Source organism: Ruegeria sp. AB11 (assembly GCF_056536325.1).
In genome coordinates, this window is sequence record NZ_JBQFJO010000001.1 from 3,454,514 (window position 1) to 3,470,075 (window position 15,562).

General features: G+C 51.8%; 14 protein-coding genes and 1 pseudogene. 4 read left to right on the top strand and 11 right to left on the bottom strand.

Annotation, left to right across the window (positions count from 1 at the left end; translation table 11 throughout):
- The first annotated feature begins 103 nt into the window (after window positions 1-103).
- Window positions 104-949, top strand: a complete 846-nt coding sequence (locus tag ACR3EJ_RS17265) for a universal stress protein (RefSeq protein WP_480423176.1) — start codon at window positions 104-106, stop codon at window positions 947-949.
- Window positions 950-1,126: 177 nt separating this feature from the next.
- On the opposite strand, the gene ACR3EJ_RS17270 is transcribed toward ACR3EJ_RS17265, so the two are convergent.
- The 3 genes from ACR3EJ_RS17270 to ACR3EJ_RS17280 form a co-directional block, all read right to left on the bottom strand.
- Window positions 1,127-2,644 (bottom strand): bifunctional aminoglycoside phosphotransferase/ATP-binding protein, encoded by a 1,518-nt coding sequence (locus ACR3EJ_RS17270; RefSeq protein ID WP_170547317.1) that lies wholly within the window; start codon window positions 2,642-2,644, stop codon window positions 1,127-1,129.
- A gap of 43 nt (window positions 2,645-2,687) precedes the next feature.
- Entirely contained in the window at window positions 2,688-3,167 is a 480-nt protein-coding gene (locus ACR3EJ_RS17275; protein WP_170547315.1) for a c-type cytochrome, read from the bottom strand.
- A 274-nt stretch (window positions 3,168-3,441) separates the two neighbouring features.
- Window positions 3,442-5,226 (bottom strand): AMP-dependent synthetase/ligase, encoded by a 1,785-nt coding sequence (locus ACR3EJ_RS17280; RefSeq protein WP_170547312.1) that lies wholly within the window; start codon window positions 5,224-5,226, stop codon window positions 3,442-3,444.
- A gap of 133 nt (window positions 5,227-5,359) precedes the next feature.
- Here ACR3EJ_RS17280 and ACR3EJ_RS17285 point away from each other — a divergent pair, with 133 nt between their 5' ends.
- Entirely contained in the window at window positions 5,360-6,625 is a 1,266-nt protein-coding gene (locus tag ACR3EJ_RS17285; protein ID WP_170547310.1) for an aminotransferase class I/II-fold pyridoxal phosphate-dependent enzyme, read from the top strand.
- 12 nt (window positions 6,626-6,637) lie between these two features.
- Window positions 6,638-7,420 (top strand): SDR family NAD(P)-dependent oxidoreductase, encoded by a 783-nt coding sequence (locus tag ACR3EJ_RS17290; RefSeq protein ID WP_170547307.1) that lies wholly within the window; start codon window positions 6,638-6,640, stop codon window positions 7,418-7,420.
- A gap of 4 nt (window positions 7,421-7,424) precedes the next feature.
- On the opposite strand, the gene ACR3EJ_RS17295 is transcribed toward ACR3EJ_RS17290, so the two are convergent.
- The 5 genes and pseudogenes from ACR3EJ_RS17295 to ACR3EJ_RS17315 all read right to left on the bottom strand — a co-directional run bounded on the left by ACR3EJ_RS17295 (window position 7,425) and on the right by ACR3EJ_RS17315 (window position 11,421).
- Complete coding sequence (locus tag ACR3EJ_RS17295; protein ID WP_170470355.1) at window positions 7,425-8,483, bottom strand: hypothetical protein; 1,059 nt, start codon at window positions 8,481-8,483, stop codon at window positions 7,425-7,427.
- Complete coding sequence (locus ACR3EJ_RS17300; protein WP_170547304.1) at window positions 8,473-9,963, bottom strand: GH3 family acyl-acid amido synthetase; 1,491 nt, start codon at window positions 9,961-9,963, stop codon at window positions 8,473-8,475. Before ACR3EJ_RS17300 ends, ACR3EJ_RS17295 begins: the two co-directional genes overlap by 11 nt.
- A gap of 607 nt (window positions 9,964-10,570) precedes the next feature.
- A complete protein-coding gene (locus tag ACR3EJ_RS17305; RefSeq protein ID WP_480423180.1) occupies window positions 10,571-10,822 on the bottom strand; it encodes a DDE-type integrase/transposase/recombinase in 252 nt (83 codons plus the stop codon).
- Window positions 10,823-10,841: 19 nt separating this feature from the next.
- Window positions 10,842-10,994: pseudogene (locus tag ACR3EJ_RS17310) on the bottom strand (IS6 family transposase); the annotation flags it as partial.
- A gap of 109 nt (window positions 10,995-11,103) precedes the next feature.
- Window positions 11,104-11,421, bottom strand: coding sequence for a hypothetical protein (locus ACR3EJ_RS17315; protein WP_480423181.1), 318 nt, complete (start codon window positions 11,419-11,421; stop codon window positions 11,104-11,106).
- A 331-nt stretch (window positions 11,422-11,752) separates the two neighbouring features.
- Between ACR3EJ_RS17315 and ACR3EJ_RS17320 the strand changes: the two genes are divergently transcribed.
- On the top strand, window positions 11,753-12,925 hold the full coding sequence (locus ACR3EJ_RS17320; RefSeq protein WP_170547301.1) for a cation:proton antiporter domain-containing protein: 1,173 nt from the start codon (window positions 11,753-11,755) through the stop codon (window positions 12,923-12,925).
- Here ACR3EJ_RS17320 and ACR3EJ_RS17325 read toward each other — a convergent pair whose 3' ends face one another.
- From ACR3EJ_RS17325 to ACR3EJ_RS17335, 3 genes are all read right to left on the bottom strand, one after another.
- Entirely contained in the window at window positions 12,926-13,177 is a 252-nt protein-coding gene (locus tag ACR3EJ_RS17325) for a hypothetical protein (protein ID WP_170468756.1), read from the bottom strand.
- 144 nt (window positions 13,178-13,321) lie between these two features.
- Complete coding sequence (locus ACR3EJ_RS17330; protein ID WP_170514567.1) at window positions 13,322-13,570, bottom strand: hypothetical protein; 249 nt, start codon at window positions 13,568-13,570, stop codon at window positions 13,322-13,324.
- A 39-nt stretch (window positions 13,571-13,609) separates the two neighbouring features.
- Window positions 13,610-15,469, bottom strand: a complete 1,860-nt coding sequence (locus tag ACR3EJ_RS17335) for a Na/Pi symporter (protein WP_170547298.1) — start codon at window positions 15,467-15,469, stop codon at window positions 13,610-13,612.
- Between the last annotated feature and the right edge of the window lie 93 nt (window positions 15,470-15,562).

Consider the following 15,562-nt stretch of genomic DNA (forward strand, 5'->3'; position numbering starts at 1 on the left):
GACAGGTTCGAATTCTATAGACGATGAATGGTGAGTGACCGGTGTATAGTTCATTAGACAGTTGCGGGCCTCTGACCAGCACCAAACTTCAATGGAGACACATATGGAACGCCGCACCACACTTTTCGTTATGAATGTTCAAACCGAAGATCGCGAGATCGGTGAGGTTGCGGAAATGGCCGCAAGAGAGGACCATCATTTGCTTTGTCTTATGCTTGATACGGCCCCTGCCTTGCCTGCTTATTCCTACTCGGTTCCGCCATATGGCGGGCTGAATATTCCGGACGATTGGAAGGAGGCCCTAGCCTCCACGCAAGCTAATATCAAATCCAGATGTGATACCATTGAACAACTGCTCGCACAAAGAAATGCGTCGGGGGAGGTTCAGGCCGTCCTTACTGCAAGCATGGATGCCAAACATGTCGTTGCGCGATTTGCCCGTGTGAGCGATGAGGCGATCTTTTCTCAAAGTCTCCGGGAGACCCGCGATCTGATGACCGAAGCGGCATCCGGCGTTTTGTTCCACTCACCGATTGGATTTCGGATAAATGCCAACCTAGCACGAAATCCCGAATGCATATTTGTCGCCTGGGACAGCAGCGAGGCCGCGTCGGCGGCAGTTCACGCCGCCCTACCGCATATGCTGGACGCGCGCGAGGTGATTATAGGATGTATCGACCCTGTGACCACGGTTAACCGTGACGGGCAGGATCCCGGAACCGATGTGGCCGCATGGCTCAGCCATCATGGATGCTTGGTAACCTTGTCACAGTATCCCAGCGGTGGACGCTCCATCGCCGATGTTATTCAGGGCCGCGCGGCGGAGGCCGGCTCAGATCTGATTGTGATGGGCGCATACGGTCACGCCCGGATGATCCAGACTGTTTTGGGCGGAACGACCCTTTCGATGGTCGAGCAGACAAGGTTGCCAGTCTTCCTAGCCCACTAAAAAGACCTCAGCAGGATCAACTTTTTAAAACGAGCACTCTGTGGACAAACCTGCTGGTTGACGGTCAAACGAATAATCTCGTGGCTGGATTTGTTGTACTTTAAAGGCGATCTTTAATTCATAAGCTGAGGCTATGAAAGCCCCCTGCTCAGCTCAAGCAAAGTTCTTCTGACAATTTCAGACCAACGACTTCAAAATCTTCAACCGCGTTTCTTCTATTGTACAAGAGGTCTTAATATAGTTCCAATCAATCGGACCCAAGTGCTTTTGCAACTGACTTTCAAGCACTCTCGGAGTCGCATCAGAAGCTGATTTAGGCCGTGTCTGAACGCGTCGTTTGAGTTCTCCCGGCGCCGCAGTTAACCAGATGCCGTCGAAGCGAACGCAAGCTTCTCGCGCGACCAGTTCGACTTCCTTCCTTCGGCTAGGGCGATCGTAAACGGCGTCGACCACCACCGCGCTTCCACCGCTTAAAAGTGAGCCGGCTCGCTGCGCCATTGAACCATACACCCTATCCGAAACCTCAGGCACATAGGCATGGTCCGGCAACTTGGTGTGTGGATCGCACCCAAACATTGCTTTGCGAGTCCTGTCACTTTCTATCACTCTTGCACCCGGCGCAGATCCGATGGCAGGAGCGATTGCACTCGACATAGTCGACTTGCCGCTGCCACTGAAGCCGCCGATCGCGACTAAGCGTGGCTTCGAGGCACCCAAGATAGACATTGCCAGATCGTAGTAACTGCGGGCGTCTTGCCGCTTGTCGTTTGCGTCTTCGACATGTGGGTCTTCGGATTGGGTCGCAAGGACATGCGCTCGGACCGCTGCTCGAAGAGCAATAAAAAACGGCAAACAAGGGTAACCGTCTTCTTCCTCTGTAATATCTAGATAGTGATTTACGACGAGGTTCGCGAACTGTCGTAAATCCCTGTGCCAAAGGTCCATAGCTAGGAAGGCGAGATCATAGAGAACGTCAACAGTCGCCAGCTGGTCATTGAAATCAATACAGTCGAAGAGTCTTGGGCGACCGCCGAAAAGGCAAATGTTTCGAAGATGAAGGTCGCCATGACAAAGTCTAACGCAACCACGCGTGGCGCGTTTGTTGAGGATAGGTGCCCTCTGCTTCAAATCCGCGTGAAAAGCCCCGTCTAATAGGTCAACTTCAGCCTTGGAAAACACCGAACTTTGCTGAAACCCCGCATGATTAATATCTAGAACGGCTTCGATATTTTCACGCCCATTGGCTTGGACCTTTTTTGCCAACTGATGAGCTTTGGCGATCGTCTTGGCCAGGACACTCATCACGTCCGCAGTCAACTCTCCACGCACAGCCATTTGGTCCAGAATTGCATCTTGATCGAAGCGTACCATCTCAACAACTGCGTCAACAAACTCGCCCTGCCCGTCCAAATTCAACCCTGAGCCGCTTCGAGTAATGTGCCGCACGCCGAGATAGATTTCGGGCGAAGTGATTTTGTTAAGTTGCAACTCCTTTGCGCATGCCTCTGACCGAATTTCAGAAGTTGAGAAGTCTGCATAAGGCAAATAGACCGCCTTCTTCAGCTTGTATGCTCGACTTCCGGCAAGAAAAACGATTGAAATATGTGTTTCGATAACATCGACTTTATTATTGATGCCGTACGTGGCTGGGTCCGACAGGAAAGCCACTACTTCGCTTTGGTCTTCAACAATCATCTTTGCCTCCGGCGACCAAGAAAAGTCTTTTTCGGCTCGGTGTTCACGGCACGTAACCAAGCGGCTTGGGAGATTGAATGCTCTCCAGATACTCGGTCAACGCGATGAGTTTGGCAGGAACTTCTGCTACCAAGCCATTTCCCGTATCAAATTCGACCTTGGAGCCTTCGGTTAGCTCGGCGATAACGGGCATGTCCTCACGTGGGTTCGTTGTTTTTAGATAGCCATCCAAGATCGACATCACTTCTAGCATTGGCCAAACCCCGCTTCTTCGGTCGGCAATCTTGGTCAAATCCGGAGGTTGTGTTTTCACGGCTGTCGCCGCAGGCCCATTTCCCTGTGCATCAACGCCGTGGCATTTGGCGCAGTGTGCAATGAATAGATCTTCGCCTTGTGTCGGAACTGATTCCGCCAAACTCTGAAACGGATAAAACACGGAGCCAACCAGGATTACTGCCGTCAGTTTTTTCATAGTCGCAAGCTCACTAAAATTGAGTTTTTTACCCTTCAAGATTTGGAGCAAGTCAGCGTCCTTAGGGGTGCCAACTCCACTTGTTTTCGTTGACTTCGGAAACGGCTATTGGAGCAGGCAGCAAAAAGCGAAAAACAGCTTAACCACTTAACAATCCAATCTTAGCATTCGAAACCCGTCCAACTCCTTGATGTGGGTCAGATGACCAAGGATTGGATTCGTTTGAAAGTTCACACCGTTTTCGTATTTGTCACCCGCTGGCATACAAAAAGACCCTGCATTGCGCGTGCGCCAACGGTGGTTAGGCGCAACAAGAAATATGTATTCAGAGGTAAAGATCTGAGAGTGCTTTCTCATACCTTGCTAGAACTCTAGCTCGCTTAGGCTTTAGTGTCGGCGTGATTAGACCGTTTTCTAGAGCCCAGGGTTCAGTCTCGATGACAATGTCGCGGATGCGGGCAAAGGGCGGGATATCTTCCAATCTATTTGTTAGATATTCAACCAGATTCCGTCGAACTTCTTCGGACATTGGGTTAGCTAAGGAAACATCCGTCTTTTCGCACCAAGCTTGGAATTTCGGTGCATTTACAACAACAACCGCCGAGCACCATGGCTTGCTATCACCCAACACACAGACCTGTTCGATCAGAGGATCGGCAGCCAGAGCTGCTTCTATAGGCGTTGGATTGACGTTTTCCCCGGTCGATAGCACGAGGATGTCCTTTATTCTTCCCCTTATATAAACACGCTCATCGATTATCTCGGCCGCATCGCCTGTACGAAGCCAATGATCTTGATCGAAGGCATCGTTTGTCGCGTCTGGGTTATTCCAGTAGCCGATCATAGCGCTCGGTGAGTGGATCAACAGTTCTTGCCGATCACCTATTTTTAGTTCGGTGCCCGGAAGCGTAAAACCGACGCTGTCACAGCGACGATCATCAATTGTCGACCCGGTTACTGCAGGTCCAGCCTCTGTGAGTCCGTACCCCTGAAGCAGCGGGATTTCCATTGCTGCGAAAAAACGAGACGTATCTGCGGACAAAGGCGCACCACCGCAAACCAGCATTCTAATTTCCCCCCCGAAAGCTTCGTGCACACGCCTGCTGACACGTCTACCGATCAGGGTCCAATAAAGGTTAGCCACAATAGAAGGAGGCGGCAGTAAATTTTCAACAACTTGCCGACGGCGCCAGCCGATTGCCTCTGTCCAAGCTAACAGCCTGCTGGCTATTACCGAACCTTCTGCTTCCGAAATCACTTTGTCATGGACCCTCTCGAAGAGTCTCGGCACCGCAAGCATGACGGTCGGATGCAGAGCCCGCATGTCTTCAGCCAAGTCTTGAATGGAGCGTGCGAAAGCCACCGGGCTGTTCGCAAGCATGGGACAGATATAGCCCAGGGTTCTCTCGAATGCGTGGGCCAAAGGAAGGACGGACAGGAATAAGTCCTTTTCGGAAATTGGATTGATTTCGCCCACAGTCGCCGCGTTCCAGAGGAGCGCTTTGTAAGTTAGCATCACACCCTTAGGAGGCCCCGTAGTGCCGGAGGTGTAAATAAGTGTCGCCAAATCATCTGGCGAACCAAATTCACCTCGATCTTCTTTGTAACTTCCGATCTCTATGTCGGGGCAAACCATCGCTCGACCTTTATTCGGCCCTTCCCCACTGACCAGCCAAACTTGTTTCAATACGGTCAAGGACTTACGTTCAGACCCCAAATCTTCCCATCTATCGATACTGTCGGTCACACATAAAACTGCACCGCTGTGGCGCAGAACGTGGCAAATATTGGCTACACTATCCCGCGTGTAGACCGGAACAGTTACCAACCCCTCGCTCATGGCCGCCAGATCAGTGACTATCCAATCGACACAGTTCGGTAAGAAAATCCCGATCCGATCCCCGGCGCGCAAATCAGCTTGCGCGAAGGCTGCACGGCGCTTGACAACCCGTTCATTCACCATGCGCCAAGTCAGTGTCTGCCAGGCACCGTTCACGAATTGAATATAGGCGGGGCTATTGGGCGTATCGTTGACCCTTGCTTCGAATGCTTCGGGAATCGTCTGGCACAGCGCTACATCCACCCCGCTGGTTGGCGACTTCTCAAACATGTTCCATCTTCTGAGATCGCGTTCAAAACCTCCATGATTCAAATCAATTTCAATCAACGTTGGGCGGGTTAACCTGTCGGAGTGCGTCTTGAGTTGCTCGACAATTCGAGGCTTGGAAAGAGAGGTTCGACTGATGGCAGGAACTACTTCTTCACCAGCCGCACGAATAAAGTCTTTGACGAAACTCGTGCAAAACTCAGGGCTGTACCCAAACAACCCTATCGTAAACAGCGCGACGACCGAGCCTGTGATATGGGTCGACGGTCGAGATCATCTGCTGTTTTGCTCCAACAACCTTCTTGGCCTTTCGAACCACCCAGATGTCAAAGCAACTGCCCAGAAAGCGCTGGAGCGCTATGGGCTGGGTTCCGGTGGATCACGACAGATGGCAGCGAACATCGATGTTCATAGAGCGCTTGAGCAGCGTATAGCCGAATTCGTTGGCCAAGCAGACGCTATTTGTTTTGCGGCAGGGTACATGGCTAACGTCGGGGTGATCCCAGCGCTTATGAAAGTAGACTTTCTCCAGTCTTTGGCCGAGACCCATCTTGGCCATCGCGGCCAAGGCAAGCTTGGAGAAAATGACGCCGTTGGTTGGGAAGTATTTAGTGAAGAACTGAACCACGCAAGCGTCGTAGACGGTGTCCGCCTCGCAAAGGCGAAGATCAGCAGGTTCCCACACAAGAATATGAAACACCTCGCTGAGGCAATTGGCGAGTCGAAAATGCCATCTAAATTTATCGTAAGCGACGGTGTGTTTAGCATGGATGGAGACATAGCACCAATCCCGGCGATGGCTGATTTGGCTCGCGAGCATAACGCCATGCTGATGATCGATGACGCACACGGGGTCGGCATGCTCGGGGCTAATGGTCGGGGTAGCCTAGAACACCACGGGGTCGCTTCAACCGACGTGGACTTGCAAATGGGTACACTTACAAAGGCTTTTGGAGGCGTAGGTGGATATGTTTCCGGGGATCAGGAAGTAATCGACTTTTTGCGTATTTCTGCACGGACATACATCTTCTCCGCACCATTGCCGCCAGCCATCGCAGCCGGGGTAACCGAAGCTATCGACATTGCTGAACGCGAACCCTGGAGACGCGAAAAAGCGCTTGAGAATGCATTTTACTTCAGACGTGAAGTGGAATCCCGTGGGTATGAAACTCTTGGCAGCGAAGCACACATTGTCCCAACCTTGATTGGCGACGAACTAAAAGCGGCCGAGGTTACCCGCCTGCTTAGACATCGCGGTATCGTCGCACCACATGCTCGTTACCCCGCTGTTGCGCTCGGCCAGGCTCGCATCAGGTTTGTAATGACCTGTCAACACGAACGCGAGCAGATTGACTTCCTGCTGGGTTGTCTTGCCGAAATGCGTGAGACCCTGAACCTTTAGGAGCACGTGACGTTGGAACCGCTAGACAACAGAACGGCGCTCATTACAGGAGCATCTTCGGGGATTGGGCGGGCATTTGCGGAAGAATACGCATCCGAAGGCGTCAATTTACTCATCGTCGCACGTCGGAATGATCCCTTACAATTGTTGGCGTCACAACTGCGATCAAAATACGGAATAGACGTCCAAGTTTGGGTTGGAGACCTTGCTATCCCTGAGACGCCTCAAAGTTTGTTCGATTATCTGATTGAGCAAAACATCCAAGTGGACATCCTTGTGAACAATGCCGGGTTCGGCGTTCCTGGAAATCTGTGTGAGGTGGAATGGGACAGGCATCGAGAAACCATCGAAGTCATGGGCGCGGCTCCAGTGCGACTATGCTATCTTATTGCTCCTGCAATGCAGGAAAAAAGATCAGGGCGGATCATTAACGTATCCTCGCTGGCGGCATTTGTTCCACCTCACGCAGGAGGAACACTGTACTACCCTTTGAAATCGTACCTTGCTCAGTTCTCAATCGCATTGCGGGCGGAAATGAAACCAAGCGGCGTGCACGTTACCGCTTTGTGCCCCGGCTTCACACGCACGGGATTTCAGGCCGCAGCAGGTGGAACAGTAGAATCCGTCACGATCCCAAAGTGGATGTGGAGCGAGCCGAATGATGTCGCGGCTACCGCGATACGCGCCGTAGAAAAAAACCAACCAATCTGTATCCCGGGTTTTTTCAATAAGGCTGTGGCATTGTTCTTCAAGATCATGCCCGGTTCGCTGGGACGCAAGATAGTTGGCGAGTGACCGATCAGAAGACGTCACCAGCACTCACCATTACAGGACCGTTTCGCAACTTCGCGATCATGTCCTCGCCCATTCCGACTACGTCGATCCTCAATTTAGCTGAGCCTGACATGGCATGAGATAAGAGGCCCATTTTTCCACATTCTCGAATGCGACGTAAAACGCCGCTTCGTTCATCAAGCATTATCAGGCCAATCTTGGCTTGGTAATGATGCAAGCAGGCTTCCAATAGCTTAAAGAACACCGCTTCCTGTCCCTCTTTCACGACCAGATTTCCAAATCTGACGACCCTAAGATCCTGCAAACAGAAAACGCCATTTAGCCCAGGCAAATATGGGAGAACCCTAAGAAAAAATGCCCCCTGGATTCCGGGCATCGAGACGATCGACCACCTCAACAGTTCTGCCTGAGCAAGCGCTATTATCGCGTCTCCTTCTCTTACAGCAAAACACTCATCCGATTTGAATGAAGAGCGGAAGTCGGTCAATTCGTGGTCTTGATAAGCCTGCTCCAACTCGGCCAGAACCTGTTCCGCTTCCTCGGGATGGACCATGCCCACTTTTGAATCCTTGCGCGGAAAAAACCGCGAAAAAAGAGCCAGAGGTATGTTGGCCTCAACCGTATGACCAATCTGATCCGATAGGTGGAGCGAGTATTCGGTCGTTTCTTCGACATAGGCAAATCCAAACCCCGGTGAACCGACGGTCGAGGTGCAATAATTCCGAACATGCTCAATCAGCTGCCCTGCAAGTCCTTCGTGCTGTCTATCAGGCCTAGTCGAGGCCATTACAAAGTGGAAACCATGGCACCTTTTCCCCGCCAACAATTTCAGACACTTATCCAGAACGAAAACGCAAAGCTCTTGCCCGGCATCAGACAAAACGAAAAAACTTGGGTCACGCAATCGAGCCAACTTATTTGGGACATCAATAATGCGGTACTTCGTGGATCGGCTCCCCCAGACTGTATGTCCGAGCAATTCAACGGTTGCCGCCGAAGGTTCATCCGATCGCGTGATCAGTCTCAGTAAGCTGGGGTCTTGCCAAATCACCTCAACCGTCATGAGTTTGACCTTCGTTTGACCGGCTCAAAATCGCCTTGCGCATGTCATCGAACAAACTGGCATCTGTCACGATCCTGGGAACCTTATACTGACCGCCCAAGCCACGACGAGATTTCATCCATCTGAGGAACCCTCCCGAGGAAACGAAATTCACCACTGGTGCCGTAAGGGCGAGACCTCTTGCACGTAACTCGGAATAATCTTCATTTCGGCTGCACAAGACTTTGTCGACTTTTGAAGCGAACGTTTCCGCAGCATTCGGATGAGGTTCTCCCTCTACTTCGACGAGATAGAGATGGCGATTGCGCTGGTCTTCGCAAACTGCACCCACGCTATAGTCGACAACGGAGAGTCCTGTGTTCGATGCGGCCACAGCTACTGCCTCCGCGATTTCCGCTTCAATCAGATGTTCACCGAAGACGGACAGCCCGTTTTCCACTCGCCCGACCACCAACAAGCGCGGTGGCGAGAGATCCAAGAAGCGCACAATATCCCCTACAATATACGACCACAGTCCGGCGGCTGTTGAAATTGCCAAGGCGTAATCAACTCCGGTTTCAATGTTTCCAACCCAGTACCTTTCGGGATTTTTGGAATGGAGTTGTTCCGCCGGAATAAACTCAAAAAACACGTGACCATTCAGGTGCAGGCGCATACCCTCCCCGTCGCCTCGGTCGGCGTAGGCAAATACGCCCTCGCTGGCAGAGTACATTTCTCGTGTTTCTGCGTGGCCTCCCTGCATCAGCGCCACAAACCGCTGCCGGTACGGAGCGAAATTTACGCCACCGTGAACGATAAGCTCTAGGTTTGGATACCAATCGACTAGTTTTACTCCCGAAGTGTCCCGATTTTTTGCGAGTTCGTCCAAAAAGATAAGCAACCAGTTTGGTGAACCACCCAAAAAACGCACATCTCTCTGCAAAGATAGGGGTGCCAGACGGCGGATCTTTTCCTCCCAATCTGCGATCCCGGCAATATCGGGGGTTGGCAACACTCGACCCTCAAACCAGTTTGGCATTGCACCAGCAGTGATGGCACTGACGGAACCCACATCCACCTCTGGAGTGGCGTGCCGCAAGTCAGTTGGGCCGGTCAAACCAAGTACAGAGCCCCCCAGCACCCTGCTGCCCGGTCGATTGACAAAGTGGTGACACAAAAGATCTAGAAATCCGCGCGCCGCAGAACGCCGCATCTCGGTCGAATATGGAATGTATTTAGAGCGACCCGTTGTTGTCCCGGAGGTCATTGCAAAATGCGGTATTCGCCCCGGCCAAGTTTGGTCGATGAGATCGGGGTATCTTACCTGCCACCACTCCTGCCAGAACTCGGCGTATTGGCGGATAGGCACTCGCTGCTGGTAGTCTCTGAGTTTGGAGATTTGGTCAAAGCCATGGGCTTGTCCGAACTTCGTTTTAGACGCGCGGCGAACAAGCCTAGTCAACAGCTTCGATTGAACAACAGAGGGGTTCTGTCGATTCAAACTCCAAACCCTAGCCTTCGCGTACCGACGAGCCAATGGGCTAAAGTCGATCATGCGACGGGATCGGCTAATTGCCCGTGTCGATTGCGGTTTGTTCATCGCCTTGGCCGCCCAGTTCACAAGGTTAATTTGCGAAAACGATTACTTCTCCAGTGTTTCACACTTGCCATTGACTGTCGGCTAGACTCTCCTTTGTAAAATTCGCATAGCGCGGCGCCATATACAGCAAAATGCCCGTTTTCCACGAGTACGTTGGTCTCAGCCTGCGCAACTGCGGACAGATTTCGGTACATTCAATCGAAATCTTTTTGGCCTCCCAACTTGAGAACCGTAGCTATTCAAGTGGTGCACAACATTGATTTGGCTCAAGCACCGTCGGCCCGACTTTGCTGTCTGCACCGAACCAAGGAAGTTGGGCATTTGCCGCGTGGCCAGCGAACACAGCGGTTGAAAATCTTCGTATCAGTTATGCGGAACCACCGGTATTTTGGTCACCGAGCTCCGATTTTGCCGCGGCTGCTCAATTGTACGTTCTGGATCCAAGCAGGTCTGAAGGTGCGGTCAGACTAATTCGAACCAGTCTCAGTTTGCCGCGGAAACCGCGAACCTATCTGGAACAAAGTTGACGCCACTCGCTAAGAGCGGCGGCGCGGGTCAGCTTGAAGGTATCTCTGCTTGCGAGCGATCTTTCCTGGTTGAAGTGGTTGTAGACGGAGGAGCGGACCGAGAAGAATTTCTGCAAACTTCGCATACGCCTGAAACACTGCATTGCGCGTTCTCGTCGTCGGAACGGGAGGTGTGAGTTCTCGACGCGGTTGTTTAGCCATCTGCCCGTCCTTTGTTTTTCGAGAGCACCCAATTGTCTGAGCGCAGCCTTACCGGACAGTTTCGTGGCTCACGTCGATGCCTCGCTCGTGCAACAGATCTTCGACATTCCGAGGCGAGAGCGGGAAGCCGATGTACAGCATCACTGCAAGGCGGATGATCACGGGACTGGTTTTGAAGTACTTGAAAGAGGCAGGTCTGGTCATGGGCAAATGCTACGCAACACCCCTTCACCTCTCAAGCAAAGTTCTTCAGACAAGACCCTCCTATCTACTGCTCCGATGATTTCAGTTTGGTTTTTCGGAAGCAGGAACCCTACACAGGGTTAGGTTTTGAAGATTTCTCCGCGCTCTTTGTAGAGGCTGCAAAATCACCAACTGTTTTCTCAACAGCTTCAGCTTCGGTTTCAGCAACATAAGATGCGCAACGGGACACGGTTTCGAACCATTCCTGCGCGTCAGCAACCAACCGCTCAGCCGAATGGCGCTGCCATTCCGCCATGCTCTGAAGGGCTTTCGATGGATCGGACGGGTTCGCGGAAGACACATTGCGTGCAGCTTGTAGAGCTGTCCGGACGGCCTCATGACGCCGTTCGAACCAATGCTGCGCAAAGGCCTCTGTTTCTTCGAGCAATTTTCCTATGCGTCCCAAAATTGTTCGATCTGGGCATCGAAGGCCGGATTGCCAGACATGGGCGGCTGCATTTGTTTGAAAACATCCAAAAGTGACGTCGGAATATTTGTGTTAGATTCCTTTGTCGGCATCGAAAGTTTCTCTTCATTTCCTGAATGAGTTATTGTGTCAAGTGCAGCGCGCTTTCGCCTTAATACAGATCAATATCCCTTTTTTTAGGGATCTTCGGCCTAAGCTGCGACGGGACACTCGCATTTTCTCCGTCATCGGTTCCTAGCAGGCAGGGTTGGGGTTAGAGTAGTCTAGACAAGAACTTAACGCTTGGTTTTCTATGCACATTGCCGGCTTTCTGATTACCCTTGGTGTGCTCTTCCTTGCCGGATTGGCGGCCGACCAACTCGGCCGGGCCACGCATCTTCCTCGTGTTACCACCTTGCTTTTCCTTGGATTGATCGCAGGGAATGCCGGAATGGGGTTGATCCCACTCGACGTTGCAATGTGGTTCGATGAGGTATCCATCGTGGCATTGACGATGGTCGCATTTCTTCTTGGAGGATCATTGACCCGCGAGAATCTGGTTCGGCATGGCCGAGCCATTCTGACGATTTCGATTTCAATCGTGGTTGCAACCCTTGTTATTGTGTCTGCTGGACTGGCCGCTATTGGCGTGCCCTTCGGGTTGGCGCTGGTGCTGGCGGCAATTGCTACGGCTACAGCTCCGGCCGCCATGACAGACGTGATAAAACAATCTGGGGTGTCCAACAGCTTCACCGAGACATTAAAGGGCATAGTCGCAATTGATGACGCTTGGGGTCTGATCGTTTTCAGCGTCGCATTGGTTCTGGCCGGTCATTCGGACGGTTGGGCTACCATCACGACCACAGCGATGTGGGATTTCGGAGGGGCTATTTTGTTGGGTTCTGCACTAGGCGTGCCATCCGCTTACCTGACCGGTCGCTTGAAACCGGGAGAGCCAATGCAGGCAGAAGCAGTGGGCATAGTCTTTCTTACAGCGGGCCTCGCGCTTTGGCTGGAGGTTTCATTCTTGGTAGCAGGCATGGTTGCGGGCGCAGTTATCGGGAATCTTGCCCGCCATCACGAGCGTGCTTTCCATGAGATCGAGCACATTCAGTGGCCATTCATGATCCTGTTCTTCCTGTTGGCTGGCGCCACGTTGGATATTGAAGCCTTCGGCTTGATGGGCTGGGCTGGTGCTCTTTTCCTATTCTTGCGCGCTGTCGCCCGCCTCGTCGGGGGTTATTGCGGAGCGAGACTTGGCGGCCTGCCTAGCCGTCAGACCCGCTGGTACGGTCCAGCTTTGTTACCACAGGCCGGTGTCGCGGTAGGAATGGCCCTTGTCGCCGGAGAGCAATTTCCACATTGGGCCGCGTCGATCATGGCTTTTACTCTAGTCAGTACTGTGGCCTTCGAGGTGTTGGGGCCGCCGTTGACTCTCATGTCAATCAGACGAACGGCTGACACGGATGAGCAGATTGGTCAGTGACTATTCAGACTGGATCGATTCAAGAAAGGTGAGCAAATTCGCCAACGGCAGGCCTACCATCATTCGTTGCCCATTGGGCAAAGCCACCGCGATTTGTTGGTCTGTCTCAAACACCGCGCCAAAAATTGGATTTCGCCACCAAATGCAAACCTCGCGGATCGCATCTACACGCATCATTCCCTGGCCGACAAGCACATCAACTTGCCGCAGCTTCTGAACTATTTCTTCCGGCTTATGTCTCTTGTTAGCCATTCTCGGTCCTCCGTTTCTCAGACATAACGGTGGTCCAAATCAAATCGGGCACTCCAGTTGCTTAGGTGTGTTGGCATCAGGTTCAAAATGGCCACGAAGGCACTCGTCACGAGTCCTCAAATTTCTAAAGCCTGAACCAGAGTATTAGTCAATTTCGCTCAACAGCCACTCAGCCCGTTTGACACTCTCGTGCGCTGTTCCGAGTTTTCGAACCAGTCTGGCTTTCCTGTCAGAATTTTTCTCCAAATGAATTTCGGCTTCAAGATCTGCCACCTTCTTGCGCAGCTTTTTGAGTACCTTCTGAACATGGCTGGATTTAATTTTCTTCGCTTTGCCTGCCTCAAGACGCGAGTTGTACTCGACCATTTTTTCGGCAAGTTTTTTCAATCCCATCTTAATACCCCCCGCAGATCGTCGCACAATTTCAGCATGCTATTTGCTTTCTACGACTTTACTGTGATGTTTTTCGGATTCTTCTTCCTTAGAGAGCGCATCGGTTTCAATCTTATACTCACCGAGTTCTTCTTCTTCTAAAGCCAACAAACGTTCGACTTCGGCCATGGCGCTGTCTCGTTCGATGTAAAAGGTTCTCGCTGCTTCGATCAGCTTACGCGTCGCGCTATAGGCATAATCCGAGTCGTTGAGAAATGAAGTTGCGGCATCGGGAGTGAGTTGGTTTTTTCGAATGAGCTGTTCTACACGGCGCGCAGCGGTCCGAGCATCTTCTTCTATTTGCGCACGTTCCTGATCAAGCCAGAGCGCACTACGCTCACCCGGTTCTGCGTCTTCAAGTTTTTGAATCTCAATGAGTATTCTGGCAATTTCAGTACGGAGGTCATCATACAGTTCGGTTGCACTCCCGGAAAACCGTACAGTGTGACGCAAGATATTCTTTCGCAGGTGTTTGACCGACTTAACCGCTTGAACGATGTCGCCAGCGACATCTCTCAGGGCATAAACTCGTTCCGCTACATCTGGTTCGACACGTTTTTCTCCGACGCGCGTCGAGAATTCGACAATGGCGGAATAGAGTGTCTTGATCTTGCGCCGATAGCTTTCCTCAATATCCATGTCGGTAGGTGTTCGACTGCTTCGAACCACCTCTGCAACGCTGTTCGCGCTAAGCACATCCTTCCTATGCAAATTCAGGCCATGCAAGATCAACGTCATCGCGTTTTCGTATAGGTGCATGACCTCCTTTCGAAGTGCAATCTCAAGAGTTTGTGGGAAATCATCGGCCGCATCGTTCAGGTAACGCGGTTGACTAACATCCGGGATTGGTTCGATAATACTGCGTTCTAGAAAGGAGATCAGTCCCCGCATCAATGGTAACATGAGCAAGACGCCGAGCACGTTAAAGATAGTATGGAACACTGCCAACTTCAGAGCAAAATCTTCCGCACCGATACCCACGGCACCACTGATCAGGTCAACCATCTCACGTAGCGGGACTATGAAAACCAAAGCTACCGCCGCAGTTATTGTATTGAAGATCAGGTGCGCCAATGCCAGTCGCTTGCCCTGAAAATTGGCGCTGATCGAGCCAATAATCGCCGTAATCGTGGTTCCAATATTAGCCCCGATCGCGAGAGCCAGCGCGTTTTCATAGCTAATTTGTGAAGCGGCAAGCGCAGTGAGAGTAAGCACCATCGTCGCGTGGCTCGACTGCATAATCACGGTTGCGGCAGTCCCCAACAAACAATAGACCACCAGCCCCCAAAATCCCGACAAAGCAAATCGCATCAGATCGACCTGGTCCTTGAACGCGTCGAAACCCTCTTTCATGTAATGAATGCCTAGGAACAGAAAACCCAGTCCGCCAAGGGCGTAACCAATCCCACGGAGCACCTTCGGCTTCTGAAACACAAGGATTATGCTAAGGCCGATAATTGGCATGGCATAGGTTGCGATATTCACCTTCAATCCTAGCCCGGCAACCAACCACGCACCCGTCGTCGTTCCGATATTGGCCCCAAAGATTATCCCCACCCCACCGACCAGAGAAATGAGGTCAGCACTTAAAAATGAAATCGTTATGACCGAAACCAGTGAGCTGGACTGCAACAACGCAGTAGAGACGAAACCGAATAATAGAGATCGCGAAACGGATTTTGTCGCCCGCTGAAGCATTCGTTCTAGTGTTCCGCCTCCAAGCAGCTTGAAGCCGTCTTCAAGCATAAGCATGCCAAACAAAAAGATAGCGATCCCAGCTGCAACCACCTGCGCGTCAGGACTTACCCAGAAGGCAATTAGTAGCGCGCCAATTGCGACCGGTAGGTAGTACTTGATCATTCAATTAGTCCAAATTTTTTGGATCGAAAAACACCGAATGGCGCGAATTTCGACCTACAGGAAGATCGCACGCTAACCTCGACCAACTCTCCT

What these genes read in the sequence shown, in the direction of transcription:
- ACR3EJ_RS17265 (WP_480423176.1), top strand. Translation starts at nt 104, where the DNA reads ATGGAACGCCGCACCACACTTTTCGTTATGAATGTTCAAACCGAAGAT.
- ACR3EJ_RS17270 (WP_170547317.1), bottom strand. Translation starts at nt 2,644, where the DNA reads ATGATTGTTGAAGACCAAAGCGAAGTAGTGGCTTTCCTGTCGGACCCA.
- ACR3EJ_RS17280 (WP_170547312.1), bottom strand. Translation starts at nt 5,226, where the DNA reads ATGTTTGAGAAGTCGCCAACCAGCGGGGTGGATGTAGCGCTGTGCCAG.
- ACR3EJ_RS17285 (WP_170547310.1), top strand. Translation starts at nt 5,360, where the DNA reads ATGGCAGGAACTACTTCTTCACCAGCCGCACGAATAAAGTCTTTGACG.
- ACR3EJ_RS17295 (WP_170470355.1), bottom strand. Translation starts at nt 8,483, where the DNA reads ATGACGGTTGAGGTGATTTGGCAAGACCCCAGCTTACTGAGACTGATC.
- ACR3EJ_RS17320 (WP_170547301.1), top strand. Translation starts at nt 11,753, where the DNA reads ATGCACATTGCCGGCTTTCTGATTACCCTTGGTGTGCTCTTCCTTGCC.
- ACR3EJ_RS17325 (WP_170468756.1), bottom strand. Translation starts at nt 13,177, where the DNA reads ATGGCTAACAAGAGACATAAGCCGGAAGAAATAGTTCAGAAGCTGCGG.
- ACR3EJ_RS17330 (WP_170514567.1), bottom strand. Translation starts at nt 13,570, where the DNA reads ATGGGATTGAAAAAACTTGCCGAAAAAATGGTCGAGTACAACTCGCGT.
- ACR3EJ_RS17335 (WP_170547298.1), bottom strand. Translation starts at nt 15,469, where the DNA reads ATGATCAAGTACTACCTACCGGTCGCAATTGGCGCGCTACTAATTGCC.